Here is a 7,410-nt window from a genome sequence, read left to right on the forward strand (position 1 = left end):
TATTCGAGGACCCGAAATCGATGGCCAACACCCGACGGGCAGCCGCCACCACCACCTCCTAGACCACACCCAACCTGCACCACACACCCCACACCCGCAACAGATAGATGCCCCACCACACCACTTTGTTCCAACCCACCCCACCCACCACACCCACCACACCCCCAACGAGCAACCAGACCCGGCGGACCGTAGTGACGTCGCGCGGTGACGATCACCTAGATGCCGTCGGGGCGGATTTCACTCGACGACCTCTGACCGGCGGAATATCCGCATCGGGCGATCGTTCCGAGCATTTGCTGTAAACCACGCTTCGCACGCAGGTCATCCAGACAGCGAAACTCGCCGCGTTAGCGACGCGGGTCCATTCCACCTGGCTCGGGCCAGCTCTCGGGTGCCATCGAGTTGCGATGCCGACAGGTGCCGCGTGTTGAACTCCCCCACCGGGCATCCTTCACGAAGCTTCGGTTTGGCCGCGCACGTCGCCCGCTCATCCGCGGTGCGCAAGACGGGAAGGCCGATGGCCGTCGAGTGAGGCAACGACCCCGTTCGCCGACGGAGCAAAGTTCTTACGAATCCCGCGTTGCCCAGCGTCAATTTTGCTGCTGCCATACAGTTGGAACAACGCGATTGGATGCTGGACACGATCGGCGTCCGAACTGCCTTGGGGAGGGGCTGGCCCTTGCTTGATGACATGGAGCGCTCGCTGCTGTTGACGCGAGCGCGAGATGGTGACCCGGCCGCGTTCGCTGAATTGGTCAGCAGCAGTCGCGGGGTGGTTTGGGCGGTGTGCTTACGGATTACCGGCAACACGCACGATGCAGAGGATGCGTTGCAGGACACCTTGGCTTCGGCATGGAAGAACATGCACCGCTTTCGGGGCAACTCCTCCTTTTCAACGTGGCTGTTCCGTATCGCCACCAACGCTGCTCTCGCCGTTGTCCGACGGCGCGTTCCCTGCGAGGAGGAGCGGGATGGCCCTGCGGACAGCCGCGACATCGGCGACCGAGTGGCCGACGCCAACCGCGTACAAGATGCATTGATGCGTCTACCCGAGTCGTTTCGCGCGGCGCTGGTCCTGCGGACCTACGGTGACTTCACCTACGAGGACATTGCCATTCATCAACGCATCCCGGTACAGACGGTGAAGAGTCGAATCTCCCGCGCTCGTAGGATGACGGAGAACCTGCTGACCACGTAGTCCGGCCCGCTCGTCTGAGCGCGACCGCCCAACGCCTGACGCGGGAGTTCGCTGATCGGACTAGTCACCGAACTGCTCGTATTGGCCCTCGCGGGCGTCACTGCCGAGATCCAGACGACGCGCGTTCTTCCCGACATCACCAACTCCCGTCACCATCCAACTCAACGACGAACTCTCCTAAAGCATTCGACCGCGAAGACCGCGGAACTTGGCGTCGGGGGTCGATGCCAAGCTCGTCGGAGTGTGTCCCTTCGGTTGGGCCGCCAACTGGTTCCGGTCTCCGAGCCCCTCCCCTCATGAGAACGTACTCAGAATCCGGCCCTAGTATCCAACGACGTGGGACTCGAAGACCGTGACGCGCTGGCAGTGCTACGTGCCGCGATCGACCCTGCCGCCAATTCTGCGGAGCTGATCCGCCGGTTCTACACCAGCTGGTTCGCCATCGACACCTCGGCCCGCGACCTGTTTCCAGCCGACATGGGCGCCACCCACGCGGCGTTCGCGCAGGCGATGACGTGGGTGTTTGGCGAGTTGATCGAGCAGCGGGCCGAGGAGCCCGTGGCCTTTCTCGCGCAGCTGGGCCGAGATCATCGCAAATACGGTGTGACGCAACGTCACTATGACACCATGCGGCAGGCGTTCGGCACCACTCTGCGCAGCCACTTCGGCCCGCGGTGGGATCACCGGCTCGCCGACACCGCCAGGGATGCCGCCGACCTGATGTTCGGGGTGATGCGCGGCGCCGCCGACGCCGAGGCCGGTCCCCCGTTCCGCGACGGTACGGTCATCGAGCACATGCGGGTCGCCCGCGACGTGTCGGTGATCCGGCTGCAGCTCGACGATCCGCTGTACTTCCACGCCGGCCAGTACGTCACCGTGCAGGTGCCGCAGTGGCCGCGGCGCTGGCGCTACCTCAGTCCGGCCATCCCCGCCGACCGCAGCGGCGCCATCGAATTCCACGTGCGGTCGGTCGCGGGCGGCATGGTCAGCCCCGCGATCGTCGGGGAGACCAACGTCGGCGACCGGTGGCGGCTGTCCAATCCGCACGGCGCGATGGAGGTCGACCGCTCGGGTGGCGACGTGCTGATGGTGGCGGGCGGCACCGGGCTGGCTCCGCTGCGCTCGATCATCATGGATCTCTCGCGCTGGGCCGACAATCCACGCGTGCACTTGTTCTTCGGCGCCAGATACCCGTGTGATCTCTACGATCTGCGCACTCTGTGGCAGGTCGCCGCCACCAACCCGTGGTTGTCGGTGACCCCGGTGAGCGAATACTCCACCAACCCGCCGTGGGCAGGCGACTACCCCGACGTCGAGCCCCCGCGCGGACTGCACGTCCGTCAGACGGGGACGCTGCCAGAAGTCGTCACGCGGTACGGGAGCTGGAGCGATCGGCAGATCCTCGTCTGCGGTGGGCCGAAGATGGTCGAGGCGACGATGTCCGCACTGGTCGCCAAGGGCGCGGACGCGCAACGGATACAGCACGATCCACTTGCCAGCTGAGCGTGACAGAATCGCCGGATGTCAGAGTTCGAGGCCGTCACGCTGAAGGATCCGTCGTCGTCGCTGACGGCGACCTTCGTCCCGCGGGCAGGAATGATCGCGACCTCGCTCGCCGACGGGGACGACGAGTTCCTCGGCCAGCGCCGCGGCCTGGACGCTTACGTCGAGAACGGCAAGACGATGGGCATCCCGCTGCTGTATCCGTGGGCAAATCGATTGGGCGGCAACGAATATGCCGTCGACGACAGGGTGGTGACGCTCACCGCTGGCGTCGACGGCGTGCGCGTCGACGAGCACGGCTCGCCGATCCACGGCGTGCTCGCCGCGTATCCGGGGTGGCAGATCACCGAGCGGTCGGACAACGTCCTGGCTGCCGTCCTCGACTACGGCGCCGAGCCCCGGCTACTCGCGTCGTTCCCGTTTCCCCACGTGCTGTCGCTTCGGGCCACCCTTGCCGATCGCGCACTGACCATCGACACCACCGTGACGCCGACGACCGCCGCCGCGGTGCCGCTGTGCTTCGGGTACCACCCGTATCTACGGATTCCCGGTGTGCCGCGCTCGGACTGGCTACTGGAGGCGCCGGCGCTGCGCCACTTGCCTGTCGACAACTGGGGCATTCCCACCGGTGACACCGAGGAGTGGACCGGTTCCGACGAGCGACTCGGCACCACCGTCTACGACGACGGCTACGACCAGGTGCCCGACGGTGCCGTGTTCGCCGTTTCCGGGGGTGGGCGGCGCATCGAGATGACGTTCGTGACGGGCTACCCCGCCGCTCAGTTGTTCGCGCCCGGCTCCGACGACCTCATCGCCATCGAGCCCATGGCGGCGCCGACCGACGCACTGCGTCGGGGCGGTTACCGCTACGCCGTGGAGGGCGAGCCTGCGACCGCGCAGTTCTCGATCGCGGTCACCTAGGCCCGCGCCGGGGCTGCCACACGACCAACGCGGTGCTCTTGGGCACCACCGCCACGTCGCGACGCTGGTTGCCGCGCAGCCGTTCCACTTCTTGCGCCATTTCACCAAGGCGCGCCTGCAACGCCTCGACTTGATTGGTCAGCTCGATGATGCGCTTAATCCCGGCCAGGTTGACGCCCTCGTCCTGAGACAGGCGCTGCACCTCACGCAGCAGGTCGACGTCGCGCTCCGAGTAACGCCGCCCGCCGCCCGAGCTGCGCTGCGGGCTGACCAGGCCGAGCCGGTCGTACGTACGCAACGTCTGCGCATGCATACCGGCCAGCTCGGCGGCCACCGAGATCAGAAACGTACGGGCCTCGTCGTGGCTCCGCTTGGCCATCACACACCCCCCGACCAACCGGCCCGTGGGTCGAATCCACTGGCCCGCTCGGCCTTTGCGTACGCCTCCAGCGCTTCGGCCACCTCGCCGTCGAGGTTGGGCGGCACTGCGACCTTGACGGTGACCAACAGGTCGCCGTGGCCGCCTGCCCGCTTCGGCACGCCGCGGCCGCGCACCCGGAGGATGCGGCCGTCGGAGGTGCCCTTCGGCACCCGCACGCCGACCTTGCCCTCCAGCGTCGGGACGGAAAGCGTTGTGCCCAAGGCGAGTTCGTGGAAGCTGACGGGAACGGTCACCGTGAGGTCATCCCCGTCGCGACCGAACACCTTGTCCGGGCGGACGTGCACGGTCACGTAGAGGTCGCCCGAGGGCGCCCCACGCAGGCCGGCCTCACCCTGTCCGGCGAGCCGGATGCGTTGACCGTCCTCGACGCCCGGTGGGATCCGCACGTTGATGGTGCGCGTCCTCGTGGTGACGCCGGTGCCATGGCACTCGTCGCACGGCTCTTCGATGATCGAGCCGCTGCCCCGGCATTCGGCGCACGGCTCGGAGAAGCCGAACGCGCCCTGGTTGCGGTTGATCACGCCCGCGCCGTTGCAGTTCGGGCAGACCTTGGGACTGGTGCCGGGCCGGGCGCCACTGCCGTGACAGTTGGTGCACGGCGCCGGGCTGGTGAGCCGAAGCGGCATCGCCACGCCCTTGGTGGCCTCCAGGAACGAGAGTTCGGTCTCGGTCTCCAGGTCGTTGCCCCGGCGGGGACGGCTCGGCCGCGGCTGTTGTGCACCGCGACCGAACAGTCCGCCGAACAGGTCGCCGATGTTGGCGCCACCCGTCTGGGGGGCGGCGTCGAACAGGTCACCGAGGTTGAATTCGGCTCCGTCGCCACCGAATCCGCCGAAGTTACCCCCGCCGCCACCGTTGAATCTGCGGCCGCCGCCATTGGCGAACAGGCGACGGGTCTCGTCGTACTCGGCGCGCTTCGCCTTGTCCGTCAGGACGTCCTTGGCTTCGCCGACGGCCTTGTACCGTTCCTCGGCCGCGGGATCGTCCGGGTTGCGGTCGGGGTGGAGCTTGGCCATCAACTTGCGGGCGACCCGCTTGATTTCGTCTTCAGTGGCGTCGGAGGAGACGCCGAGCTCCTTGTAGAAGTCCTTCTCAACCCATTCCCGTTGAACCATGCCGCGTCACCTCCTTACCGTTGTGCATGTCGTTGCTTCCTCATTTACGATTTTGCGGCCTCTTCGGCCGTTGAGCGGTGCTTATCGCCCGTGTCGCCTCAATCCGCTTCCGGCGCTTGCTCGCCGGTTGCGGAAGCATCCGCCGTCTCCGGCGCCTCCGGGGAGTCGACGACACCGACCATCGCGTGCCGAAGCACGGGGCCCTCGCCGAGGCGGTAGCCCTGGCGCATCACCGTGCCAACGACCGGGTTCGAGCCGTCGCCTTCGTGCTGCACGGCCTCGTGCAGGGAAGGGTCGAACGGATCGCCCTCCGCGCCGTAGGCCACCAGTCCGATGGCCTGCAGTGCGGCAACGAGCTTGTCGGCCACCGACTTCAGTGGCCCCGATTCCAGGTCACCGTGACGGCGTGCGCGCTCGAGGTCGTCGAGCACGGGGAGCAGTTGGGTGGCCGCGAAGGCCTTGCCGCGTTCCGACGCCGCTTGCTCTTGACGCACGGCGCGCTTGCGGTAGTTGTCGTATTCCGCCTTGACGCGTTGCAGAGTCGCCTTCAACTCGGCGGCCTCGTCGGTCTCGACTACCGGGTCGGGTCCCGGCGTCGACCCGCTGGGGGCCGAAGCCCCACTCGGGTCCGACGCCGGATCCCTGACCGCACCCGTTTCGGGATCGACGCGCCGTTTGTCGGTGATGGTCACCGGCTCGTGCGGATCGTTCGCGTGGGTCACTTGCGCTCCTGCTCGTCGTCTTCGACGACCTCCGCGTCCACCACGTTGTCGTCAGCCTGACCGGATTCCGAGCCACCGCTGGCGGCCTGCTCGGCCTGGGTGGCCTCGTAGATCGCCTGGCCGAGGGCCTGGGACTCGACGCCGACCTTCTCCATCGCGGCCTTGATCGCCGTGATGTCGGTGCCTTCGAGAGCCGTCTTCGCCTCTGCGATGGCGGATTCCACCTTGGCCAGCGTCTCCTCGGGCACCTTGGAGCCACCCTCGGCTTCACGCTGTTCCTTGATGAACTTCTCGGTTTGGTAGACCAGCGCCTCCGCGTCGTTGCGGGCGGTGGCCTCCTCGCGGCGCTTGCGGTCCTCGTCCGCGTGGGCCTCGGCGTCCTTGATCATCCGATCGATGTCCTCCTGGGAGAGACCGGAGCCCTCCTGGATCTTGATCGTGTTCTCCTTGCCGGTGCCCTTGTCCTTGGCCGTCACGTGGACGATGCCGTTGACGTCGATGTCGAACGTGACCTCGATCTGCGGAACGCCGCGCGGGGCCGGCGGGATGCCGGTCAGCTCGAAGCTGCCGAGCAGCTTGTTGGCCGACGCGATCTCGCGCTCACCCTGGAAGACCTGGATCTGCACCGACGGCTGATTGTCGTCGGCCGTGGTGAAGGTCTCGGACCGCTTGGTCGGGATGGTGGTGTTGCGCTCGATGAGCTTGGTCATCACGCCACCCTTGGTCTCGATGCCGAGGCTCAGCGGGGTCACGTCGAGCAGCAGGACGTCCTTGACCTCACCGGCCAGCACGCCCGCCTGCAGCGCGGCACCGACGGCCACGACCTCGTCGGGGTTGACGCCCTTGTTGGGCTCCTTGCCCCCGGTGAGCTCCTTGACCAGCTCGGTCACCGCGGGCATGCGGGTGGAACCACCGACGAGCACGACGTGGTCGATGTCGGAGACCGAGACGTTCGCGTCGGCGATGACCGACTGGAACGGCTTGCGGGTGCGGTCCAGCAGATCCTGGGTGATGCGCTGGAACTCCGCGCGGCTGAGCTGCTCGTCGAGGAACAGCGGGTTCTTGTCCGCGTCGACGGTGATGTAGGGCAGGTTGATCGAGGTGTTCTGCGAGGAACTGAGCTCGATCTTGGCCTTCTCGGCGGCTTCACGAAGCCGCTGCATGGCCATCTTGTCCTTGGTCAGGTCGATGCCGGAGCTGGCCCGGAACTTGTCGACGAGCCAGTCGACGATGCGCTGATCCCAGTCGTCGCCACCGAGGTGGTTGTCGCCGGAGGTGGCCTGCACCTGCACGACCCCGTCACCGATGTCGAGGAGCGAGACGTCGAACGTGCCGCCACCGAGGTCGAACACCAGGATGGTCTGATCCTTGTCGGCCTTGTCCAGGCCGTAGGCCAACGCCGCCGCGGTGGGCTCGTTGACGATGCGCTTGACCTCGAGGCCGGCGATCTGGCCGGCTTCCTTGGTGGCCTGACGCTGGGCGTCGTTGAAGTACGCCGGGACGGTG

General features: G+C 67.0%; 7 protein-coding genes. 3 read left to right on the top strand and 4 right to left on the bottom strand.

Annotated elements, in window-relative coordinates; all coding sequences use genetic code 11:
- Positions 1–583 precede the first annotated feature (583 nt).
- From ABW137_RS01330 to ABW137_RS01340, 3 genes are all read left to right on the top strand, one after another.
- Positions 584–1,201, top strand: coding sequence for an RNA polymerase sigma factor (locus ABW137_RS01330; protein WP_526396094.1), 618 nt, complete (start codon positions 584–586; stop codon positions 1,199–1,201).
- 336 nt (positions 1,202–1,537) lie between these two features.
- A complete protein-coding gene (locus ABW137_RS01335; RefSeq protein ID WP_526396096.1) occupies positions 1,538–2,704 on the top strand; it encodes an FAD-binding oxidoreductase in 1,167 nt (388 codons plus the stop codon).
- Positions 2,705–2,722: 18 nt separating this feature from the next.
- On the top strand, positions 2,723–3,625 hold the full coding sequence (locus ABW137_RS01340; protein WP_526396098.1) for an aldose 1-epimerase: 903 nt from the start codon (positions 2,723–2,725) through the stop codon (positions 3,623–3,625).
- Here the strand turns inward: ABW137_RS01340 and ABW137_RS01345 are convergent.
- From ABW137_RS01345 to dnaK, 4 genes are all read right to left on the bottom strand, one after another.
- Positions 3,618–4,004: a heat shock protein transcriptional repressor HspR gene (locus ABW137_RS01345; RefSeq protein WP_526396100.1), complete on the bottom strand. Its 387-nt coding sequence runs from the start codon at positions 4,002–4,004 to the stop codon at positions 3,618–3,620. The genes ABW137_RS01340 and ABW137_RS01345 overlap by 8 nt on opposite strands.
- The gene (gene dnaJ / locus ABW137_RS01350; protein WP_526396102.1) at positions 4,004–5,182 is read right to left on the bottom strand and encodes a molecular chaperone DnaJ; all 1,179 of its coding nucleotides are present in this window, start codon (positions 5,180–5,182) and stop codon (positions 4,004–4,006) included. Before dnaJ ends, ABW137_RS01345 begins: the two co-directional genes overlap by 1 nt.
- Before the next feature lie 98 nt (positions 5,183–5,280).
- A complete protein-coding gene (gene grpE / locus ABW137_RS01355) occupies positions 5,281–5,904 on the bottom strand; it encodes a nucleotide exchange factor GrpE (RefSeq protein WP_526396104.1) in 624 nt (207 codons plus the stop codon).
- Positions 5,901–7,410 (bottom strand): molecular chaperone DnaK (dnaK, locus tag ABW137_RS01360; RefSeq protein ID WP_526396106.1); only part of this gene is annotated, 1,510 nt, incomplete at its 5' end. The genes grpE and dnaK, both read right to left, overlap by 4 nt.

This window comes from Mycobacterium sp. (assembly GCF_040509115.1).
GTDB lineage: Bacteria > Actinomycetota > Actinomycetes > Mycobacteriales > Mycobacteriaceae > Mycobacterium.